We start from the raw sequence: 17,997 nt of genomic DNA, 5'->3' as shown, positions 1-17,997 counted from the left end.
GAGTGTCTCTGATCGCTTCTGACCACTTCCGCATCGTTGTCGGCCTCGGCAAGAGCGGCATGTCCCTGGTTCGCTTCCTGGCGAACCGGGGCGTGTCGTTTGCCGTCGCCGATACGCGGGAAAATCCACCGGAACTGGCCACGCTGCGCCGTGACTATCCGCATGTGGAAGTGCGTTGTGGCGAGCTGGACGTCGAGTTCCTGTGCCGCGCCGACGAGCTCTACGTGAGCCCCGGCCTGGCCCTGGCGACCCCGGCCCTGCAAGCCGCCGCTGCCCGTGGGGTGAAACTGTCCGGCGATATCGAGCTGTTCGCGCGTAACGCGAAGGCGCCGATCGTCGCCATCAGCGGTTCCAACGCAAAAAGCACCGTGACCACCCTGGTGGGAGAGATGGCGGCCGCGGCGGGCAAGCGGGTCGCCGTGGGCGGCAACCTGGGTACGCCGGCGCTGGACCTGCTCAGCGACGACGTCGAGCTGTACGTCATGGAGCTGTCCAGCTTCCAGCTGGAAACCACCGATCAACTCGGTGCCGAAGTGGCCACCGTGCTCAATATCAGCGAAGACCATATGGACCGCTACAGCGGCCTGCCGGCGTATCACCTGGCCAAGCACCGGATCTTCCGTGGTGCCCGGCAAGTGGTGTTCAACCGCCAGGATGCCCTGACCCGGCCGTTGATCGGCGAAGGCCTGCCGTGCTGGACCTTCGGCCTGAGCAAGCCCGACTTCAAGGCATTCGGCCTGCGTGAGGAGAATGGCGAGAAATACCTGGCCTTCGAATTCCAGAACCTGATGCCGGTGCGCGAACTGAAGATCCGCGGCGCCCATAACCAGTCCAACGCCCTGGCGGCGCTGGCGCTGGGCCATGCGGTCGGCCTGCCGTTCGACGCCATGCTCTCGGCCCTGCGCACCTTTGCCGGTCTCGAGCACCGTTGTCAGTGGGTGCGTGACCTCGACGGCGTGGGTTATTACAACGATTCCAAGGCCACCAATGTTGGCGCCGCACTGGCAGCCATCGAAGGCCTGGGCGCGGACATCGAAGGCAAGATCGTGCTGATCGCCGGCGGCGACGGCAAGGGTGCCGAGTTCAAGGACCTGCGCGACCCGGTGGCGGCCAACTGCCGCGCCGTGATCCTGATGGGCCGGGATTCCGACAAGATCGGCGAGGCCATCGGCGATGCCGTGCCACTGATTCGTGTCGGCTCCCTGGTCGAAGCCGTGGCGCAATGCCGTGCCGTCGCCCAGGCCGGTGATGTGGTGCTGCTGTCGCCGGCCTGCGCCAGTTTCGACATGTTCAAGAACTACGAAGACCGTGGTCACCAGTTCGTCCGCGCCGTGGAGGATCTGGCATGAACCTGAGAAACATCATCAAGCCTTATCCGTCGCCGATCATTACCGGGCGCGGCATCGACCTCGATTTCCCGATGCTCGTCGGCTGCCTGACACTGCTCGGCCTCGGGCTGGTCATGATTGCCTCGGCCTCCACTGAAGTGGCGGCGGTGCAGTCGGGTAGCGCCCTGTACTACATGATTCGCCACCTGATCTACATCGTGCTGGGCCTGGGTGCCTGCATCGTGACCATGATGATTCCGATCGCCACCTGGCAGCGCCTGGGCTGGATGATGCTGCTCGGTGCATTCGGCTTGCTGGTGATGGTGATCATTCCGGGGATCGGCCGTGAAGTGAACGGATCGATGCGCTGGATCGGCTTCAGTTTCTTCAACGTCCAGCCTTCCGAGATCGCCAAGGTCTTCGTGGTGATCTACCTCGCTGGCTATCTGGTACGTCGCCAGAAAGAAGTGCGCGAAAGCTGGATGGGCTTCTTCAAGCCGTTCATCGTCCTGCTGCCGATGGCCGGTCTGCTGCTGATGGAACCGGACTTCGGCGCCACCGTCGTGATGATGGGGGCGGCGGCGGCGATGCTGTTCCTCGGTGGGGTCGGGCTGTTCAGGTTTTCCTTGATGGTGGTCCTGGCGGTCGCCGCGGTGGTGCTGCTGATTCAGATGCAGCCCTATCGAATGGCGCGCCTGACCAACTTCGCCGACCCCTGGGCCGACCAGTTCGGCGCTGGCTACCAGTTGTCCCAGGCCTTGATCGCTTTCGGCCGTGGCGAATGGCTGGGCGTCGGCCTGGGCAATAGCGTGCAGAAACAGTTCTACCTGCCGGAAGCCCACACCGACTTCGTGTTTTCGGTCCTGGCCGAAGAACTGGGCGCCGTGGGTTCTATGTGCACCTTGGCGCTGTTCGTCTTTGTCTGTATTCGCGGCATGTACATCGGTCTGTGGGCCGAGAAAGCCAAGCAGTTCTTTGCCGCTTATGTGGCCTATGGCCTGTCCTTCCTGTGGATCGGCCAGTTCCTGATCAATATCGGGGTGAACGTCGGTTTGCTGCCGACCAAAGGCCTGACCTTGCCGTTCCTCAGTTATGGCGGCAGTTCGTTGGTGATCTGCTGTGCCTGTCTCGGCCTGTTGCTGCGCATCGAATGGGAGAGCCGGACCCACCTGGGCAGCGAAGAGATGGAATTCAGTGAGAGTGACTTCGCCGAGGAGCCAAGCCATGGGCGCTAATGTGCTGATCATGGCCGGTGGTACCGGCGGTCACGTGTTCCCGGCGCTGGCTTGTGCCCGTGAATTCCAGGCGCGCGGTTATACCGTGCACTGGCTTGGCACCCCGCGCGGGATCGAGAACGAATTGGTCCCGGGCGCCGGTCTGCAGTTGCACCTGATCAACGTCACCGGCTTGCGCGGCAAGAGCAAGCTGTCGCTGCTCAAGGCGCCATTCGTGCTGATCAAGGCGGTGTTGCAGGCGCGCCGGATCATTCGCCAGCTCAAGCCGGTCTGTGTGCTGGGTTTTGGTGGTTATGTGACCGGTCCTGGCGGCGTTGCAGCAAAACTGTCCGGTGTGCCGGTGATCGTTCACGAGCAGAACGCAGTCGCAGGTACCGCCAATCGGCTGCTGGTGCCGTTGTCGGCTCGAGTCTGCGAAGCTTTCCCGGACACCTTTGGTGTCTCCAGCAGTCGGCGTACCACCGGTAACCCGGTGCGTACCGAGCTGTTCCTCGATACACCGCGCGAGGCCCTGGCCGGACGCAAGGCGCGTTTGCTGATCCTGGGCGGAAGCCTTGGCGCAGAACCGTTGAACAAATTGTTGCCTGAAGCCCTGGCGCTGGTCTCTCCCGAGCTGCGTCCGGAAGTGTTTCATCAGGCCGGCAAAAACCACGATGAAGTCACTGCAGAGCGCTATCGCGTCGCTGGCGTCGAGGCGCAAGTGCAGCCGTTCATCAAAGACATGGCCCAGGCCTACGGCTGGGCTGACCTGGTGGTCTGTCGCGCAGGCGCGTTGACCGTCAGTGAACTGGCTGCCGCCGGTCTGCCTTCGATGCTCGTGCCTTTGCCTCACGCCATCGACGATCACCAGACTCGCAATGCCGATTATTTGGCTCGTGAAGGCGCCGCCTTCCTGATGCCGCAAAGAACGACTGGCGCAGCGGACCTTGCCGCTCGCCTGACAGAGGTTTTGATGCAACCGGAACGACTCAACAGCATGGCCGACGCCGCACGTCGCCTGGCCAAACCCGATGCCACCCGTAGCGTGGTCGATATCTGCCTGGAGGTGGCTCATGGTTGAGAATCAGAAAGCCATGCCACAACCGGAAATGCGCCGCATCCGTCGCATCCACTTTGTCGGTATCGGCGGTGTGGGCATGTGCGGGATCGCCGAAGTATTGCTGAACCTGGGCTACCAGGTCTCGGGCTCCGATCTCAAGGCCTCGCCGGTTACCGAGCGCCTTGAAACCTTCGGTGCGCAAATCTTTATCGGCCACCGCGCCGAGAACGCCGCCAACGCCGATGTACTGGTGGTGTCCAGCGCCGTGAATACTTCCAACCCGGAAGTGGCCACCGCCCTGGAACGCCGGATTCCGGTGGTGCCGCGCGCCGAAATGCTCGCCGAGCTGATGCGCTACCGCCACGGCGTTGCCGTTGCCGGTACCCACGGCAAGACCACCACCACCAGCCTGCTGGCCTCGGTGTTCGCCGCCGGTGGCCTGGACCCGACCTTCGTCATCGGTGGCCGGCTGAATGCAGCTGGCACCAATGCACAGCTTGGTACGAGCAGATACCTGATCGCCGAAGCCGACGAAAGCGACGCCAGCTTCCTGCACTTGCAGCCGCTGGTGGCCGTGGTGACCAACATCGACGCCGACCACATGGCGACCTACGACGGTGACTTCAACAAGCTGAAGAAAACCTTCGTCGAATTCCTGCACAACCTGCCGTTCTATGGCCTGGCCGTACTGTGCCTGGACGACCCGGTGGTGCGCGAGATCCTGCCGCAGGTCAAGCGTCCGACCGTCACCTACGGTTTCAACGAAGGCGCCGACGTGCGGGCGATCAATGTACGCCAGCAGGGCATGCAGACCTTCTTCACCGTGCTGCGCCCCGATCGCGAGCCGCTGGATGTCTCGGTGAACATGCCGGGCAACCACAACGTGCTGAACGCTTTGGCGACCATCTGCATCGCCACCGACGAAGGCATCAGCGATGAAGCCATCGTTCAGGGCCTGTCGGGCTTCCAGGGCGTGGGGCGTCGCTTCCAGGTCTACGGCGAACTGCCGGTGGATGGCGGCAACGTGATGCTGGTGGACGACTACGGTCACCACCCGACCGAAGTCGCGGCGGTGATCAAGGCCGTGCGCGGTGGTTGGCCTGAGCGCCGCCTGGTGATGGTCTACCAGCCGCACCGTTTCAGCCGCACCCGCGACCTGTACGACGATTTCGTCCAGGTGCTGGCGGATGCCAACGTCCTGCTGTTGATGGAAGTCTATCCGGCGGGCGAAGAACCGATCCCCGGAGCGGACAGCCGTCAGCTGTGCCACAGCATCCGCCAGCGCGGCCAGCTGGACCCGATCTACATCGAGCGTGGGGTCGACCTGGCGCCACTGGTCAAGCCGCTGCTGCGCGCCGGCGACATCCTTCTGTGCCAGGGGGCCGGGGATATCGGCGGCCTTGCGCCGAAGCTGCTGAACAGTCCGTTATTTGCGGGCGCCGTGCCTGCCGGTCAGGAGAAGTCGAAATGACCGCTGCTTACACCTCTCTGTTTTCGACCATCGCGCCGAAGGACTTCGGTCGTGTCGCCGTACTGTTCGGCGGCAAGAGCGCCGAGCGCGAAGTCTCGCTGAAGTCTGGCAACGCTGTGCTGGAAGCCTTGCTGAGCGCCGGTGTGGACGCGTTTGGCATCGACGTCGGCGACGACTTCCTGCAGCGCCTGCTGAACGAAAAGATCGACCGCGCCTTCATCATCCTCCACGGCCGTGGCGGCGAAGACGGCAGCATGCAGGGCCTGTTGGAATGCATGGGCATTCCCTACACCGGCAGCGGCATCCTGGCTTCGGCCCTGGCGATGGACAAACTGCGCACCAAGCAGGTCTGGCACAGCCTCGGTATTCCGACGCCACGCCACACCGTTCTTGGCTCCGAGGCCGATTGTATTTGCGCGGCTACGGAACTGGGCATGCCTTTGATCGTCAAACCGGCGCATGAAGGTTCCAGTATTGGTATGGCCAAAGTGACATCCGCGTCCGAACTGATCGACGCATGGAAAGCGGCCAGCACCTACGACTCACAAGTCCTGGTCGAACAATGGATTCAAGGTCCGGAGTTCACCATTGCCACGCTGCGCGGCCAGGTGTTGCCGCCGATCGCCCTGGGCACGCCCCATACGTTTTATGACTACGACGCCAAGTACCTGGCTTCCGATACCCAGTATCGGATTCCATGCGGCCTCGACAGCAATAAAGAGCAGGAGCTCATGGACCTGACGGCGAAAGCCTGCGGGGCGCTTGGTATCGCCGGTTGGGCGCGTGCCGACGTGATGCAGGACGCCGATGGCCAGTTCTGGTTCCTGGAAGTGAATACCGCTCCCGGCATGACCGATCACAGCCTGGTTCCGATGGCGGCCCGTGCCGCCGGTCTGGATTTCCAGCAGTTGGTTCTGGCCATCCTGGCGGAGAGTGTCGTCAGTAACGCAGAGCCGCGGGGTTAAGGCCATGCAAGGCGCCCAGCTACGTCATCAGCAACCCGCAACCGGCCGCAAGCCGGTGCCGCGTGGCGCCAGCCGGATGGTGGCCAAGGAGCCGATGTCGGCGCGCCTGCCGAAAGCCAACTTTGGCGTGCTGAAAAGCCTGATGTGGCCGGTGTTGCTGGTCGCGCTGGGCTTCGGGACGTACGAAGGCGCGCAGCGCCTGCTGCCCTATGCCGACCGGCCGATCACCAAGGTCGCGGTGCAGGGCGACCTGAGTTACATCAGCCAGCAGGCGGTGCAGCAGCGGATCGCGCCTTACGTCGCATCGAGCTTCTTCACCATCGACCTGGCGAGCATGCGTACCGAGCTGGAGCAGATGCCGTGGATCGCGCATGCCGAGGTGCGGCGTGTGTGGCCGGACCAGGTGGTGATTCGCCTGGAAGAACAACTGCCGGTGGCCCGTTGGGGTGACGAGGCGCTGTTGAACAACCAGGGCCAGGCATTCACCCCGCGTGAGCTGGCGAACTATGAGCACTTGCCACAGTTGTTCGGCCCGCAGCGGGCCCAGCAGCAGGTGATGCAGCAGTACCAGGTGTTGAGCCAGATGCTTCGCCCGATGGGTTTTTCCATTGCCCGTCTGGAGTTGCGCGAGCGCGGCAGCTGGTTCCTGACCACGGGGGCCGGCAGCGCCGGTCCTGGTATCGAACTGTTGCTCGGACGCGATCACCTGGTGGAGAAGATGCGCCGCTTCATTGCCATTTATGAAAAAACGCTGAAAGAACAGATTACGAACATCGCGCGCATCGATCTGCGTTATGCCAACGGCCTGGCCGTCGGCTGGCGGGAACCTGTAGCGCCCACGACGGCCCAACCCGCCGTCGCGAAGAATTGAGAAGAGGCAGGACCATGGCAAACGTGCAAAGCGGCAAAATGATCGTCGGTCTGGATATCGGCACCTCCAAGGTGGTGGCGCTGGTAGGCGAGGTCGCGGCCGATGGCACGCTGGAAATCGTCGGTATCGGCACCCATCCATCGCGCGGCCTGAAGAAGGGCGTGGTGGTGAATATCGAGTCCACCGTTCAATCGATCCAGCGCGCGGTAGAAGAGGCGCAACTGATGGCCGGTTGCCGTATCCACTCGGCGTTCGTCGGCGTGGCGGGTAATCACATTCGCAGCCTGAACTCCCACGGCATCGTGGCGATTCGTGATCGCGAAGTGAGCTCGGCGGACCTGGAGCGGGTACTCGATGCGGCGCAGGCCGTGGCGATTCCAGCCGACCAGCGGGTGCTGCACACCCTGCCGCAGGATTACGTGATCGATAACCAGGAAGGCGTCCGCGAACCCCTGGGCATGTCCGGCGTACGCCTGGAGGCCAAGGTGCACGTGGTGACCTGCGCGGTGAATGCCGCCCAGAACATCGAGAAGTGCGTGCGTCGCTGCGGTCTGGAGATCGACGACATCATTCTCGAGCAACTGGCCTCGGCGTATTCGGTACTCACCGATGACGAGAAAGAGCTGGGCGTGTGCCTGGTGGATATCGGTGGCGGTACCACCGACATCGCGATCTTCACCGAAGGTGCGATCCGCCACACCGCGGTGATCCCGATTGCCGGCGATCAAGTGACCAACGACATCGCCATGGCATTGCGTACACCGACCCAGTACGCCGAAGAAATCAAGATCCGCTACGCCTGCGCCCTGGCCAAGCTGGCCGGTGCCGGCGAAACCATCAAGGTGCCAAGCGTCGGTGATCGTCCGCCGCGCGAGCTGTCCCGCCAGGCCTTGGCCGAAGTGGTCGAGCCGCGCTATGACGAGCTGTTCACCCTGATCCAGGCCGAGCTGCGTCGCAGCGGCTACGAAGACCTGATCCCGGCCGGCATCGTGCTGACCGGCGGTACTTCGAAAATGGAAGGCGCGGTCGAGCTGGCCGAAGAGATTTTCCACATGCCGGTCCGCCTGGGCGTGCCGCACACCGTCAAGGGCCTGTCCGACGTTGTGCGCAACCCGATTTATTCCACCGGCGTGGGCTTGCTGTTGTACGGGCTGCAGAAGCAGTCCGACGGTATCTCGTTCTCCGGCATCGGCAGCCGGGACAGCTACAGCAGCGACGAACCCAAGGCCGCCTTGCTCGATCGCATCAAGAGCTGGGTGCAGGGCAATTTCTGAAGATTTACCGCAACACCGTTGTAAGCAGTAGGCGAAAAAACTAGAGAAATGAAAGGAGAGGGAAAATGTTCGAACTCGTAGACAACGTCCCCGCAAGTCCGGTAATCAAGGTTATCGGTGTCGGCGGTGGCGGCGGCAACGCCGTCAATCACATGGTCAAGAGCAACATCGAAGGCGTCGAGTTCATCTGCGCCAACACCGATGCTCAAGCGCTGAAAAACATCGGCGCGCGGACCATCCTGCAGCTGGGTACCGGCGTGACCAAGGGCCTGGGTGCTGGTGCCAATCCTGAAGTCGGCCGCCAAGCCGCCCTGGAAGACCGCGAGCGTATCGCTGAAGTGCTGGCGGGCACCAACATGGTGTTCATCACCACCGGCATGGGCGGTGGTACCGGTACCGGTGCTGCGCCGATCATTGCCGAAGTGGCCAAGGAAATGGGCATTCTCACCGTTGCGGTGGTGACTCGTCCGTTCCCGTTCGAAGGCCGCAAGCGCATGCAGATCGCCGATGAAGGCATCCGCGCGCTGAGCGAAAGCGTCGATTCGTTGATCACCATTCCCAACGAAAAGCTGCTGACCATCCTCGGTAAGGACGCCAGCCTGCTGTCGGCTTTCGCCAAGGCCGACGATGTACTGGCCGGTGCCGTTCGCGGTATTTCCGACATCATCAAGCGTCCGGGCATGATCAACGTCGACTTTGCCGACGTGCGTACCGTGATGAGCGAAATGGGCATGGCGATGATGGGCACTGGCTGCGCCAGCGGTCCGAACCGTGCACGTGAAGCGACCGAAGCGGCAATCCGCAACCCGCTGCTGGAAGACGTGAACCTGCAAGGCGCGCGCGGCATCCTGGTGAACATCACCGCCGGTCCTGACCTGTCCCTGGGTGAGTACTCCGACGTGGGTAGCATCATCGAAGCCTTCGCCTCCGAGCACGCTATGGTCAAGGTCGGTACCGTTATCGATCCGGACATGCGCGACGAGCTGCACGTGACTGTGGTTGCCACTGGTCTGGGCGCGAAAATCGAGAAGCCTGTGAAGGTCATCGACAATACCGTGCAAACTTCCATGGCTGCTGCACAGGCGCCAGCACCTGCCCGTCAGGAACTGCCGTCGGTCAACTACCGTGATCTGGACCGTCCGACCGTCATGCGCAACCAGGCTCAGGCCAGTGCTGCGACTGCGGCGAAGCTGAATCCGCAAGATGATCTGGACTATCTGGACATCCCGGCTTTCCTGCGTCGCCAGGCCGATTGATGGAATGTATCAGGGGTATTAGGGTGATTGGTGTTCAGCAAAGGTCTGGTCTGCTATTATCGCCAGCCTTTGTTGATACCAGTTCGCAATTTGCGCTGAAGCGGCCCAAGCCATGATTAAACAACGCACCCTGAAGAATATTATCCGTGCCACAGGTGTAGGCCTGCACTCTGGGGAAAAGGTTTACCTGACCCTCAAGCCTGCGCCTGTCGACACCGGCATTGTGTTTTGTCGTGCCGACCTGGACCCTGTGGTGCAGATTCCTGCTCGCGCGGAAAACGTTGGTGAAACCACTATGTCGACCACCCTGGTCAACGGTGACACCAAAGTGGACACGGTGGAGCACTTGCTCTCGGCCATGGCTGGCCTGGGCATCGATAACGCCTACGTCGAGCTCTCCGCGTCCGAAGTCCCGATCATGGATGGCAGCGCTGGACCCTTCGTATTCCTGATTCAATCTGCCGGCCTGGAAGAACAGGACGCAGCCAAGAAGTTCATCCGCATCCTTCGTGAGGTGACGGTGGAAGACGGCGACAAGCGCGCCACTTTCGTGCCTTTCGACGGTTTTAAAGTGAGCTTTGAGATCGATTTCGATCACCCGGTTTTCCGTGACCGCACCCAGAGTGCAAGCGTGGATTTTTCCAGCACTTCGTTCGTAAAAGAAGTCAGCCGCGCCCGTACCTTTGGTTTCATGAGTGATATCGAGTACCTGCGCAAGCACAACCTCGCACTCGGCGGCAGCGTGGAAAATGCCATCGTGGTCGACGCGGATGGTGTACTGAACGAGGACGGTCTTCGCTACGAAGACGAATTCGTGAAGCACAAGATCCTCGACGCAATTGGTGACCTTTACCTGCTGGGCAACAGCCTGATAGGTGAGTTCAAAGGCTTCAAGTCGGGCCATGCACTGAACAACCAGCTCCTGCGCAAGCTCATTGAGCAGAAAGACGCTTGGGAAGTCGTGACCTTCGAAGATGCCAGCACTGCACCGATCTCTTACATGCGTCCAGTTGCGGCCGTGTAAGTAACACTCTCTTTCCTTTTGTTTTTAAAGGCTGCCTTCGGGTGGCCTTTTTTTATGCCTGCGCGACTGATGACATTGTTGCGGGCAGCACGGGACCCGTAGGAGCGAGGCTTGCCCGCGATGAGGCCCTTAACCCACCACCCGGTTTCGCCCTTCGGCCTTGGCTCGGTACAGCGCCTTGTCGGCCGTCGAGCACAACTCTTGCAGGCTGGACTTCGACGTGCCAGTCCAAGTGCTGAGGCCGATGCTGATGGTGATTGGCGAGGCACCGTCCCGGATCGGTGGCAAGCGTTCGACCGCCAGGCGAATATGCTCGGCGATACGCCGGGCACCTTCGTTGTCGGTCTCTGGCAAGACCACGGCGAACTCCTCGCCGCCATAGCGTGCGGCCAGGTCGCCAGGACGACGGATACTGTCACTGATGACCCGGGCCACGATGCGCAATGCGTCGTCGCCGAGCAGGTGGCCGTATCGGTCGTTGAAGACCTTGAAGTGATCGACGTCGAGCATCAGCAGCGACAGGGCGTTATGGGAGCGTTGTGCGCGTCCCCATTCGCGGGCGAGGGTCTGATCCAGGCTGCGGCGGTTGTCCAGGCCGGTAAGGGCATCGGTAGCGGCCAGTTGCGCCAGCTCTTGCTCGGCACTCTGGCGACGGCGCAGTTCCCGGCACAGTAGCCAGGTCAGCCACAGCAGGCCCAGGCACAGCGCACCGGTGGCGCCACCGACCACCAGCGCGGTGCGTTGCCAAGAGGCAAATACTTCATGGGTGGAGAGTGCCACGATCACGATCAGCGGCAGATCGCCGACCTGGGAGAAGGTATACAGGCGCGGCTGTTGCCTGCTGGACATGCCTTTGAAGCTGCCATTTCCCTCGCGCAGGATACGGATGAAATTGGGCCGTTGGCTGAAGTCCTTGCCGATCAGGTTATCGGCCCGCGGCGGTTCCTGGGCCAGCAGGATGCCGTCGCTGCTGACCAGGTTGATCGAGCTGTCCCGGCCGATGTTGAGGCTTTTGAACAGTTGGTTGAAATAGTCCAGGCGCATGGCCGCTTCGGCCACGCCGAGGAATTCCCCGCGCTCGTTGGAAACCCGCCGGCTGAAACTGATGCGCCAATCCAGCTCGGGTGGGCGGGCCCGGAATGGGCGACTGATGAACATGCCCGGATCGGGATTGTGCACATGGGATTGGAAATATTCCCGGTCGGCAAAGTTACCCTTGCGCGGTTCGACCGAGGCGGAATCGGCGAGCACATCGCCGCGCGAATCGAGCAGCAGGATGTTGCCCTTGTAAGGCGCGGCGGTCGCCCGGTCGAACAGGGCCATATGGCGAATGGTCGGCGACACCTGTTTCAGGTCGTCACGTTGCGAGGCGCTGATCAGGCCACGCAGGGAGACGTCGTAGAGTTCGACGTTGCGCAGCACGTCGGCGTCGATCAATTGCACGATGTTTGAAGCAGCACGGGTGGCGGCCATTTCGGCGCTGCCGCGTTCACGAATCAGCAAGAACGTCACGATGCTCAGGATGGAGATAACCAGCAGCGAGCTTCCGAGAATCAGCATCCTTTCCGACCTGGTCAAAGTGGTCGTGTTGCGGGGTGTCGCACTGCTCACACTCATGGTTCTGACTTCTGCGTTGTGTACGTTTTCTAAAAGGTATTTCTGGTGAAGCGAGCAGAGTTGCAGAGACCGATCGCGCCTGCGGGCGCATGTATAAATCCCAGACAAAAAAAAGGCCAGCAAAATGATACTGGCCTTTTGCTTATTGGAGCTTAGAACACATTGAACGGGTAATCGACGATCACCCGGTATTCGTCGGTGTCACTGTCCAGCGCGCCATAACCGTTGCCGCCACGGTTGGTGGCCCACTGCAGACGGACTGCCAGGTCCTTGGCCTGGCCACCCTGGACCACGTACTTGAGGTCGAGGTCGCGTTCCCAGTGCTTGGCGTGCTCGCCGCCGGCGCTGTACCAGTGGGCGTAGCCACGGCTGTGCGGATCGACCTTGGTCAGGTCCAGCTCACCTCGCGAATAGGAAAGCGCCGAGGTCAGGCCCGGGAGGCCGAGGCCGGCGAAATCGTAGGCGTACTTGAGTTTCCAGGAGCGCTCGTTGGGGCCGTTGAAATCCGAATACTGCTGCGAGTTGTCCAGGTAGACGCTGTCGCCCTGGTTGATGTAGTCGAACGGTGTGTTGCCGTTCACGCGCTGGTAGGCAGCGGTGAGGCTGTGGTGGCCGACCCCGAGAGTGAAATGCAGGCTGTAGGTGTTGTTGTCGATGTCGCCCAGCAGCGCGTCGCCGGTGTCCTGGGTGTGATAGAAGTGCAGGCCCGGGTTCAGGGTCACCAGCTCGTTCAGCGCGTAGCTGTAGTCGAGGTCGTAGTAGTACTGGTTCCAGATGTCCTTGAGCTCGGAGGCGTACAGGCTGCTGGTCAGCCCGGGCACGCCGCTCCAGGCCGCGCCGGCCCAGTTCAGGTGGCGGCTTTCATCGCCATTCGCCAGGCGACCGTAAGCCGTATCGATGCGTCGGCGGCCGCTCTGGTTATAGGGCTTGGTGAAGCTGGCCTGGCCGCCTTCGATTAGCCAGCCGTCGAAGCTGTGGTTGGCCAGGCTGACCCCGCGGAAGGTCTGCGGCAGCATGCGGCTCTGGCCACCGGCGATCACCGGGTTGTTGAGGAACAGGTCGCCGGCCTTGAGCTCGGTATCGAAGCCGCGGATTTTCAGGGTGGCGCCAGCCGTGGAAAACGACGTCGGCGCTTTGCCGCTGCCATCGCTGACTGGCAGGATGCTCGAGCTGTCAGTGCCGCCACCGCCATCGAGTTTCAAGCCGAGCATGGCGTTGGCATCGAGGCCGAAACCGACCGTGCCCTGGGTATAACCCGACTCGAAGATCCCCAGGAAACCCTGGCCCCATTCGATGTTGTCGTCGGCCTGCTGGTGGCGGTTGCGGTTCATGTAGTAATTGCGGGCGTTGAGCTTGAGGCTGGAACCTTCGACGAAACCTTCAGGGGTGGCCTGATCGGCTGCCTGGGCGCAGGTGGTGATAGTTGCAGCCATTGCAATGAACAATGGGCTGAATGTTGACGTGACCTTCACCGGTATAAAGCTCCTTGGATGAATGATGACAATTGTTATTGTCGAATCGGGTGGTTCTTGTTCTGGGTGAAACGAATGAAACGGGCCGATCTACAGGGCAAAAAAAAGCCGCTGTTATTCAGCGGCTTTAAGACAACTTACTCCAGGGGTAGAGCAGAGAAGTTGTCGAGGGAAACAAGTTGGCAGCGAAGATCAACTGTCTTTCTGAACCTCGGCCTGGCGTTGTTCAGCCGTTATTTTCTGCGGCTGACCGGCATTCTGTTGCTTGGCAGCCAGCGTTTCCTGGGCTTGTTGGAATGCAGCGGCGCGTGCGGCGTTATGCGCGGCGAAAGTCTGCGATTCTTCGGCCATGGCCATCGGGGCCAAGAACAGGGAGGACAAAACAAACGCGCTGGCAATACCCATACTGTTGGACATTTCTGAAGACCTTCTTGCAGAGCAAGTTCAATTAGGTGCGACAAAAATATAACTTCGCGACAGCCGGAAAAAGCGCCGAACAGGATAAGCACTGTTACGCCAAAAGCAATAGTTGTGATGTTTTAAGTGCGGTGTGCCTGATGCGGCGCCATCGCGAGCAAGCTTCGCTCCTACGGGGCAGGTTGGCTTGCGTAGGAGCCAGGCTTGCCGGCGAAGCAGGCGCTGCGGTGTGCCTGATGTAGCGCTATCGCGAGCAAGCTTCGCTCCTACAGGAGAGGTTGGCTTGCGAAGGAGCCAGGCTTGCCGGCGAAGCAGGCGCTGCGGTGTGCCTGCTGTAGCGCTATCGCGAGCAAGCTTCGCTCCTACGGAGGAGGTGAGCTTGCGTAGGAGCCAGGCTTGCCGGCGAAGCAGGCGCCGCGGTGTGCCTGCGCTGCAACGGTCAAAGATCCGCAACGCGGGTATACTGCCGGCCTTCGCGGCCCGCTTTCCCGGGCCCGGCCTTTGGTTCTACCCCGGAGCTTCCATGACTACCCCAGCACAACCGCCTGTGACCGACGCCCCCAGCGCGGACCAGGTCGACGACAGCAGCGCGCCTGGCGAAAGCAAGCCGGCGATCGCGCCGTTCAAGTTTCCGTTTAAACCGTCCGAGTTCGCCCAGGCCAAGAATGCCCAGCAGCCCTGGTACAAGAATGGCGCCACCAACGGCCACACCAAGACCCCAGGCGCAGCGCCACCCGGCACTCGTCGTTCGATGGGCAAACGCTGAGTCCAAGCCTCTGTAGCCGCTGCGAAAGCTCGGGCCGCGTTCGGACGATCGACCGCGAAGCGGGCGCACGACCTTAAGATCGCCGAAGGCCTCCGGCCTTATCGCAGCCTGCGGCAGCGGCTACAAGTTCCGCGAATGTCGCGATATCCCCATCCGTGTAGCCGCTGCCGCAGGCTGCGTACGAGCGGCACGCTCGCAACTATTTGACGGACACCGGAGACTCTGCGGGTCAGCGGCAGGGCTTCATGCTGCCCGCAAGGAAATGAAGGCGTAGGTGAGCGGCGCCTCGGTCACCACTTGGGCGCCGGCCTCCTGCACCTGCCCGGCAATGTCTTCACCAGATACATGGAACAGCCATTCGCTGGCCGTCGCCGCCAACGGTTGCGCCTGGACCCGCTCGATGGCTTCGGCCAGGGCGGCCATGTCCGGCAAGTAGGCGGTAAAACCATCGCCCTTGAGGGCCGTGGTGTGAATCCCCAGCAGCTGGCAGATGGCTTGCTTGCTGTGGATATCGTCGCGGTCGGCCTGGCGTGAACGCTGGATCAGCTCAGCCAGTTCCCGATCCACCAATTCGCCGCCGACGATCAACTGCGGACCTTTTTCCCAGGACTCGGGCGGGCATTCCTTGATCGCCGGGTTGAGCGGGATGTGCGGATTGATTTCCATCGGATAAATGCGGCACACCAACGGCCGGCGTTCATAGATCCGGCACAGCTGGTTTTCGTCAAGATTCCGGCAGGGGCCGACGTTATAGGCGGCGAAAGTGATCGCCACATGGGCCTGGGCATTGCCGCTGGGCACCACGCAGGAACGTCGCTCGGCGTGTTCGCGCTGCTCGGCCGGCAGCCCCAGGCCATTGCTCAGGAACCCCTCCACCAGCACGATCACCTGGCCGCCATCCAGCGCCCACTGGCGGGCTTCGCCGAGGGTCAGGGGAACATGGTGATCGTTGCAGCACTTGCCGCAGCCTACGCAGGAAAAACGAGTATTCATTGAGCCAAGCAGCCATCGTCGAAAGGTGGAGGCGGCGACGCAATGACTTACGTCGCCCTCTAAATTGCGCTTTCGAAGCAAGTTATGCGCCAGTCACTGGTCCTTGGCCTCGAGGGCGGGGCGGATCGAATTCCACTCGGTGACCTGGGCGCTCTTGCGCTGTTTGTCATAAAGGCACAATTGGATGCCGGTCTGGCCCTTCATGTGTTTTTGCGGGTACTGGCCCTGAAGCAGCACGGCGGTGTAGCCGACCCGGTCGTCGAATTGCGCGGGGTTGCCCACGGCCTTGGCGTTCTTCAACTGGCTGGCCTGGGTGCAACTGGCGAGTACCTGCCTGTCGAAGGCCGCCCAGGCGTCCGGGCTGGAGGCCTGGGCCTGGCTGGCGAGGAGGGTGAGGCAGGCGAGGCTCAGAGGCAGGGCTTTCATGGCGGGGCGTTCCTTCGTTCGCGGGTAAGCGCAGGGAGTATGCCTGAGGCGCGAGTGATGAAAGATCTGTAGCCGCTGCCGCAGGCTGCGATCGGCCGGAACGGCCGCGGCGATCTTGAAGTCGCTGAAGGTCCTGCGGACCTTATCGCAGCCTGCGGCAGCGGCTACAGGGATTGCAGCGGCGTTGGGGGGACTTGCTCGCGGCGGATCACCAGCATGCCGACGCTGTCGTAGAGCCCGCGAGCGCGCTGGTTGTCTTCCAACACCCGCAGGTCGACAAAGGCTTCGCGGCGCTGGCGGAAGACCTCGAAGGCCTGCAGCAGCAAGGCTCGTCCCAGGCCCTGGCCACGGGCCCGTGGGTGCACCACCAGGTCCTTGATATAGGCGCTGGTCCAGCATTGGATCACGCCGACGACGCCTTCGCCGTCCTGGGCCACCAGGCACAGTTGCGGGTCGTATTCGGCATCGCTTTCGAAGCGCTGGCGCCAGCTGTCCAGCGCTGGCACGTGACCGCCGCCGTCCTGGTAGCCCAGATGCATCAGGCCATGCACCGCTTCGGCCCGCTCCGGTCGATAGCGTTCGAGGCTGAAGGCGGCAGGCCAGCTGGCGGGCGCCGGTTGCCCGGTCAGGTCGCGCCGCATCAGCAGGCAGTAGTCGTCGGCCACGGTTCAGGCGCCCTGGGCGGCGACGTGCCGGGCCGCTTCGATCAGGCAGCGGGTCAGGTCCGGCGAGGAGAATTTGGTCAGCACCGCGTTGGCCCCGGCCAGGCGGGCCTTTTCCGCGTTCATGGCGCTGTCCAGCGAGGTGTGCAGCAAGACATAAAGGTGAGCGAAGTCCGGAGTTTCGCGCAGGGTGCGGGTCAGGGCGTAGCCGTCCATCTCCGACATCTCGATGTCCGAGACGATCAGGTTGATTTCCTGGGCCGTGCCTTGCAGGTCCAGCAGGCAGTCGATGGCTTCCTTGGCGCTGCGTGCGGTGTGGCATTGCAGGCCGAGGTTGCGCAGGGTATGCACCGATTGCTGCAAGGCCACCTGGCTGTCGTCGACCACCAGGATCCGCGCGTTGCCGAGCAGTTCGGCGTCTTCCATGCTCAGCTCGGTCGGCGCGGTCTCGATCTGCGCCGGGGCGATGCCGTGGATGACTTTCTCGATGTCCAGCACCTGCACCAACGTGCCGTCGACCTGGGTAACCCCTGTGATGTAGGACTTGACCCCGCCGGAGCCATAAGGTGGCGGCCGGATATCGGTGGTCAGGCAATGCACGATCTTGCTCACCGCCTGCACATGCAGACCCTGCTTGGAGCGACTGACGTCGGTGACGATCAGGCAGCCGCCCTCGGGGTCTTCCAGCGGTCGTTCGCCGATGGCCCGGCTCAGGTCGATGACCGACAGCGAATTGCCGCGCAGGGTGGCGATGCCTTTCACGTGCGGGTGCGATTCCGGCAGCTTGGTCAGCGGCGGGCAGGGGATGATTTCACTGACTTTGAGCAGGTTGATCGCCATCAGCTTGCCGCTGCGCAAGGTGAACAGCAGAAGCGAAAGAGAATCTGCGCGGGCTTTGTTGGAAGACATAAAAACCTTCTGTGGAAAAAAGGTGGTTCGCGCCATGGGCCGCGAACAGCTAGCGATAACGGGTTATCGACGCGGGGAGGGCTGGCTTTAGGTTTAATCCCAATATCCGCGACCCGCGTAACCTGTAGCCGCTGACGAAGGCTGCGATCGAGCACGCGGTCCTCGCAAGATCAGCCATTGCGTGGTTTCGGTCACACCGCATGTGTCGGGTTCATTGGCGTTTCGCTCTAATGCCGCCCAAGCCGATCGCAGCCTTCGGCGGCTACAGGTGA

17 protein-coding genes are annotated in these 17,997 nt (G+C 62.1%); 10 read left to right on the top strand and 7 right to left on the bottom strand.

Annotated features, from left to right (window positions below):
• Positions 1-2: 2 nt before the first annotated feature.
• The 9 genes from murD (at position 3) to lpxC (ending at position 10,463) form a co-directional block, all read left to right on the top strand.
• Positions 3-1,349: a UDP-N-acetylmuramoyl-L-alanine--D-glutamate ligase gene (gene murD, locus BLV20_RS14660; protein ID WP_092302592.1), complete on the top strand. Its 1,347-nt coding sequence runs from the start codon at positions 3-5 to the stop codon at positions 1,347-1,349.
• Positions 1,346-2,563: a putative lipid II flippase FtsW gene (gene ftsW, locus BLV20_RS14655; RefSeq protein ID WP_092302591.1), complete on the top strand. Its 1,218-nt coding sequence runs from the start codon at positions 1,346-1,348 to the stop codon at positions 2,561-2,563. The genes murD and ftsW overlap by 4 nt, the downstream gene beginning before the upstream one ends.
• On the top strand, positions 2,553-3,623 hold the full coding sequence (gene murG / locus BLV20_RS14650; protein WP_092302589.1) for an undecaprenyldiphospho-muramoylpentapeptide beta-N-acetylglucosaminyltransferase: 1,071 nt from the start codon (positions 2,553-2,555) through the stop codon (positions 3,621-3,623). Before ftsW ends, murG begins: the two co-directional genes overlap by 11 nt.
• A complete protein-coding gene (murC, locus tag BLV20_RS14645) occupies positions 3,616-5,073 on the top strand; it encodes a UDP-N-acetylmuramate--L-alanine ligase (RefSeq protein WP_092302587.1) in 1,458 nt (485 codons plus the stop codon). The genes murG and murC overlap by 8 nt, the downstream gene beginning before the upstream one ends.
• Positions 5,070-6,038, top strand: a complete 969-nt coding sequence (locus BLV20_RS14640; protein WP_092302585.1) for a D-alanine--D-alanine ligase — start codon at positions 5,070-5,072, stop codon at positions 6,036-6,038. Before murC ends, BLV20_RS14640 begins: the two co-directional genes overlap by 4 nt.
• Before the next feature lie 4 nt (positions 6,039-6,042).
• A complete protein-coding gene (locus BLV20_RS14635; protein WP_092302583.1) occupies positions 6,043-6,909 on the top strand; it encodes a cell division protein FtsQ/DivIB in 867 nt (288 codons plus the stop codon).
• Positions 6,910-6,923: 14 nt separating this feature from the next.
• Positions 6,924-8,183, top strand: coding sequence for a cell division protein FtsA (gene ftsA, locus BLV20_RS14630; RefSeq protein ID WP_007922131.1), 1,260 nt, complete (start codon positions 6,924-6,926; stop codon positions 8,181-8,183).
• Between the two features lie 65 nt (positions 8,184-8,248).
• Positions 8,249-9,439, top strand: a complete 1,191-nt coding sequence (gene ftsZ, locus BLV20_RS14625) for a cell division protein FtsZ (RefSeq protein WP_007922129.1) — start codon at positions 8,249-8,251, stop codon at positions 9,437-9,439.
• A 112-nt stretch (positions 9,440-9,551) separates the two neighbouring features.
• Positions 9,552-10,463: a UDP-3-O-acyl-N-acetylglucosamine deacetylase gene (gene lpxC, locus BLV20_RS14620; protein WP_009045509.1), complete on the top strand. Its 912-nt coding sequence runs from the start codon at positions 9,552-9,554 to the stop codon at positions 10,461-10,463.
• A gap of 129 nt (positions 10,464-10,592) precedes the next feature.
• Here the strand turns inward: lpxC and BLV20_RS14615 are convergent, their stop codons facing one another.
• From BLV20_RS14615 to BLV20_RS14605, 3 genes are all read right to left on the bottom strand, one after another.
• Positions 10,593-12,080, bottom strand: a complete 1,488-nt coding sequence (locus BLV20_RS14615) for a sensor domain-containing diguanylate cyclase (protein WP_092302581.1) — start codon at positions 12,078-12,080, stop codon at positions 10,593-10,595.
• 152 nt (positions 12,081-12,232) lie between these two features.
• Entirely contained in the window at positions 12,233-13,513 is a 1,281-nt protein-coding gene (locus BLV20_RS14610) for an OprD family porin (protein WP_092302579.1), read from the bottom strand.
• A gap of 231 nt (positions 13,514-13,744) precedes the next feature.
• Complete coding sequence (locus BLV20_RS14605) at positions 13,745-13,969, bottom strand: hypothetical protein (RefSeq protein WP_092302577.1); 225 nt, start codon at positions 13,967-13,969, stop codon at positions 13,745-13,747.
• A gap of 523 nt (positions 13,970-14,492) precedes the next feature.
• Here BLV20_RS14605 and BLV20_RS14600 point away from each other — a divergent pair.
• Positions 14,493-14,735: a hypothetical protein gene (locus BLV20_RS14600; protein WP_092302575.1), complete on the top strand. Its 243-nt coding sequence runs from the start codon at positions 14,493-14,495 to the stop codon at positions 14,733-14,735.
• Positions 14,736-14,978: 243 nt separating this feature from the next.
• Here the strand turns inward: BLV20_RS14600 and BLV20_RS14595 are convergent, their stop codons facing one another.
• The 4 genes from BLV20_RS14595 to BLV20_RS14580 all read right to left on the bottom strand — a co-directional run bounded on the left by BLV20_RS14595 (position 14,979) and on the right by BLV20_RS14580 (position 17,725).
• On the bottom strand, positions 14,979-15,728 hold the full coding sequence (locus tag BLV20_RS14595) for a YkgJ family cysteine cluster protein (RefSeq protein WP_092302573.1): 750 nt from the start codon (positions 15,726-15,728) through the stop codon (positions 14,979-14,981).
• Between the two features lie 93 nt (positions 15,729-15,821).
• Positions 15,822-16,154 (bottom strand): hypothetical protein, encoded by a 333-nt coding sequence (locus tag BLV20_RS14590; protein ID WP_092302571.1) that lies wholly within the window; start codon positions 16,152-16,154, stop codon positions 15,822-15,824.
• A gap of 164 nt (positions 16,155-16,318) precedes the next feature.
• Entirely contained in the window at positions 16,319-16,819 is a 501-nt protein-coding gene (locus BLV20_RS14585; protein ID WP_092302569.1) for a GNAT family N-acetyltransferase, read from the bottom strand.
• Between the two features lie 3 nt (positions 16,820-16,822).
• A complete protein-coding gene (locus BLV20_RS14580) occupies positions 16,823-17,725 on the bottom strand; it encodes a chemotaxis protein CheV (RefSeq protein WP_092302567.1) in 903 nt (300 codons plus the stop codon).
• Positions 17,726-17,997: the final 272 nt, after the last annotated feature.

Source organism: Pseudomonas sp. NFIX28 (genome assembly GCF_900107395.1).
Classification (GTDB): Bacteria; Pseudomonadota; Gammaproteobacteria; order Pseudomonadales; family Pseudomonadaceae; genus Aquipseudomonas.
The sequence above is the reverse complement of the archived record's forward strand: the minus strand, read 5'-3'. Positions and strand labels throughout refer to the sequence as shown.

Coding starts and splice junctions, on each gene's coding strand:
- ftsW (WP_092302591.1), top strand. CDS start 1,346: ATGAACCTGAGAAACATCATCAAGCCTTATCCGTCGCCGATCATTACC.
- murG (WP_092302589.1), top strand. CDS start 2,553: ATGGGCGCTAATGTGCTGATCATGGCCGGTGGTACCGGCGGTCACGTG.
- murC (WP_092302587.1), top strand. CDS start 3,616: ATGGTTGAGAATCAGAAAGCCATGCCACAACCGGAAATGCGCCGCATC.
- BLV20_RS14640 (WP_092302585.1), top strand. CDS start 5,070: ATGACCGCTGCTTACACCTCTCTGTTTTCGACCATCGCGCCGAAGGAC.
- BLV20_RS14635 (WP_092302583.1), top strand. CDS start 6,043: ATGCAAGGCGCCCAGCTACGTCATCAGCAACCCGCAACCGGCCGCAAG.
- ftsA (WP_007922131.1), top strand. CDS start 6,924: ATGGCAAACGTGCAAAGCGGCAAAATGATCGTCGGTCTGGATATCGGC.
- ftsZ (WP_007922129.1), top strand. CDS start 8,249: ATGTTCGAACTCGTAGACAACGTCCCCGCAAGTCCGGTAATCAAGGTT.
- lpxC (WP_009045509.1), top strand. CDS start 9,552: ATGATTAAACAACGCACCCTGAAGAATATTATCCGTGCCACAGGTGTA.
- BLV20_RS14615 (WP_092302581.1), bottom strand. CDS start 12,080: ATGAGTGTGAGCAGTGCGACACCCCGCAACACGACCACTTTGACCAGG.
- BLV20_RS14610 (WP_092302579.1), bottom strand. CDS start 13,513: ATGGCTGCAACTATCACCACCTGCGCCCAGGCAGCCGATCAGGCCACC.
- BLV20_RS14605 (WP_092302577.1), bottom strand. CDS start 13,969: ATGTCCAACAGTATGGGTATTGCCAGCGCGTTTGTTTTGTCCTCCCTG.
- BLV20_RS14600 (WP_092302575.1), top strand. CDS start 14,493: ATGACTACCCCAGCACAACCGCCTGTGACCGACGCCCCCAGCGCGGAC.
- BLV20_RS14595 (WP_092302573.1), bottom strand. CDS start 15,728: ATGAATACTCGTTTTTCCTGCGTAGGCTGCGGCAAGTGCTGCAACGAT.
- BLV20_RS14590 (WP_092302571.1), bottom strand. CDS start 16,154: ATGAAAGCCCTGCCTCTGAGCCTCGCCTGCCTCACCCTCCTCGCCAGC.
- BLV20_RS14580 (WP_092302567.1), bottom strand. CDS start 17,725: ATGTCTTCCAACAAAGCCCGCGCAGATTCTCTTTCGCTTCTGCTGTTC.